Below are 1,908 nucleotides of genomic sequence, written 5' to 3' on the forward strand. Positions count from 1 at the left end.
CGCGAGCACGGCGGCGTGCACCAGGGCGGCGAGCCGGGAGACGGCGCCGGAGCGGACGTTGACGGCGGTACGGGCGATCGCGCCGGTGGCGGCGACGCCGCCGAACAGCGGGGCGACCAGGTTGGCCACTCCCTGACCGAACAACTCCCGGTCGCTGTCGTGCCGTTCGGAAGCACTCATCGCATCCGCGGCGGTCGCCGACATCAGCGACTCCAGCGCCGCCAGCGCCGCGACCGCGAGGGCGGGGGTGAGCAGGTGCGGAACCGCGCCGGGGTCGAGGAAGCCCAGCGACGGCAGCGGCAGACCGGCCGGGAGGTGGCCGATGGTCGCCACGTCCAGGTGGGCGAGGTCGGCCACCGCGGTCGCGGCGGCGACGGCGAGCAGCGAGAACGGGATGCCGGGACGCAGCCGCGCGCCGACGAGCATCACCGCGGCGACGGCGAGCGCCACGGCGAGCGCGGCCGGGTGCGGGTGGCGGGCGAAGTCGGCGAGGGCCTGTCCGGCGACGGCCACGACGTTCTCGGCGTCGCCCTTCGTCACGCCGAGGGCGGCGGGCACCTGCTGGAGCCCGATCACACCGGCGATGCCGAGGGTGAAGCCCTCGACGACCGGCGCGGGGACGTAGGCCATGAACCGGCCGGCCCCGCCGAGGGCGAGGGCGACCAGCAGCAGGCCGGCGATCAGGCCGACGGTGAGGACGCCGGACGTGCCGTACTGGTGCACGATCGGGACCAGGACCACGGTCATGGCGCCGGTCGGTCCGCTGACCTGGAGGTTGGAGCCGCCGAACACCGCGGCCAGCGCCCCGGCGACCACGGCGGTGGCCAGCCCGGCCTCGGCCCCCGCGCCGGAGGCGACGCCGAAGCCCAGCGCGAGCGGCAGCGCGACGATCGCCACCGTCAGACCGGCCAGAAGGTCCTTGCGCGGCGATCGCCCCATGGCGGCGAGGATCGCGCGGTTCGGCAGCACGGCCCGGACCCGTCCGGCGGCCCGACCCACGAGGGTGGCCTGAATGGCGCTCACGCGGTCTTCTCCGCCGCGTCCGGAATCCCGGCGGAGCGCAGCTCGGCGAGCAGCGTCCCCTGGTCCGCGATCATCTCGGTGAGGATGCGGCGCGCGGCCCGCAGCAGCTCCGCGACGTCCGGCGTGCTCAGCGCGTAGACCACCGTGTTGCCCTCACGGGTGGCTGTGACCAGGTTGCTGCGGCGCAGGACGGAGAGCTGCTGGGAGAGGCTGGACGGCTCGATCTCGATCGAGGCGAGCAGTTCGCGCACCGGACGCGGACCGTCCTGGAGCAGTTCCAGCACGCGGATGCGCGCCGGGTGGCCGAGCGTGCGGAAGAACTCCGCCTTCGCCTGGTAGAGCGGGACGGCCATTCTCAGTCCTCTTCCTGTTCCTCGGCGGTGCGCTCGACCTCGATGCCGTGCTGGGCGGCGATCCGCAGGAGCTGTGTGACGCGTCCGGCGTACGCCTGCGCGCTGTCCTCGTCACCTGCCGTCCGAGCGGCGGCCCGCTGCCGGCGGGCCTCGTCGAGCTGCTCGCGAAGCTCCTGGTCGAATACGTCGCTCATACGCCCCTCCTCGCCGCCGGCGCTGCCGCGCGCGACCGCATCTCTGCCGGATACAGGGCAGCATCATCTATGCACTTGAAGAATTCTTCAAGTTGCGATTTTTGCACATCGACCTCCGCCCGGCCCGAGGACGCGGTACTCGACAGCGGTCATGCCGCTCCCCCGCCGTCGGCGGCGGAGCGACCGGGGGCGCGAGGACGCCGTCGAATTTTCCGTGACGTGAATTCGCTCCACTCCGGCACACCGGCGCCGGCATGTGGCGCCCCGACCGCCCGTCCCCGCGCCCCTGGAGGCGAGCTCCGAGGTGACCAGCGGCCTGCTCTCGGGCGGCGCGGAGC

The 1,908-nt window shown here is 73.8% G+C and carries 3 protein-coding genes; all 3 read right to left on the reverse strand.

Annotation, left to right across the window (positions count from 1 at the left end):
* On the reverse strand, positions 1 to 939 hold a 939-nt coding region (locus ACFU6K_RS38050; protein WP_380671101.1), incomplete at its 3' end, for a SulP family inorganic anion transporter.
* Positions 940 to 1,019: 80 nt separating this feature from the next.
* Positions 1,020 to 1,376: an ArsR/SmtB family transcription factor gene (locus tag ACFU6K_RS38055; protein ID WP_380671097.1), complete on the reverse strand. Its 357-nt coding sequence runs from the start codon at positions 1,374 to 1,376 to the stop codon at positions 1,020 to 1,022.
* 2 nt (positions 1,377 to 1,378) lie between these two features.
* Entirely contained in the window at positions 1,379 to 1,570 is a 192-nt protein-coding gene (locus ACFU6K_RS38060) for a hypothetical protein (RefSeq protein WP_380671099.1), read from the reverse strand.
* Positions 1,571 to 1,908: the final 338 nt, after the last annotated feature.

The sequence above is a fragment of the Kitasatospora sp. NPDC057512 genome (assembly GCF_042802135.1).
In the GTDB taxonomy this organism is placed as follows: domain Bacteria; phylum Actinomycetota; class Actinomycetes; order Streptomycetales; family Streptomycetaceae; genus Kitasatospora.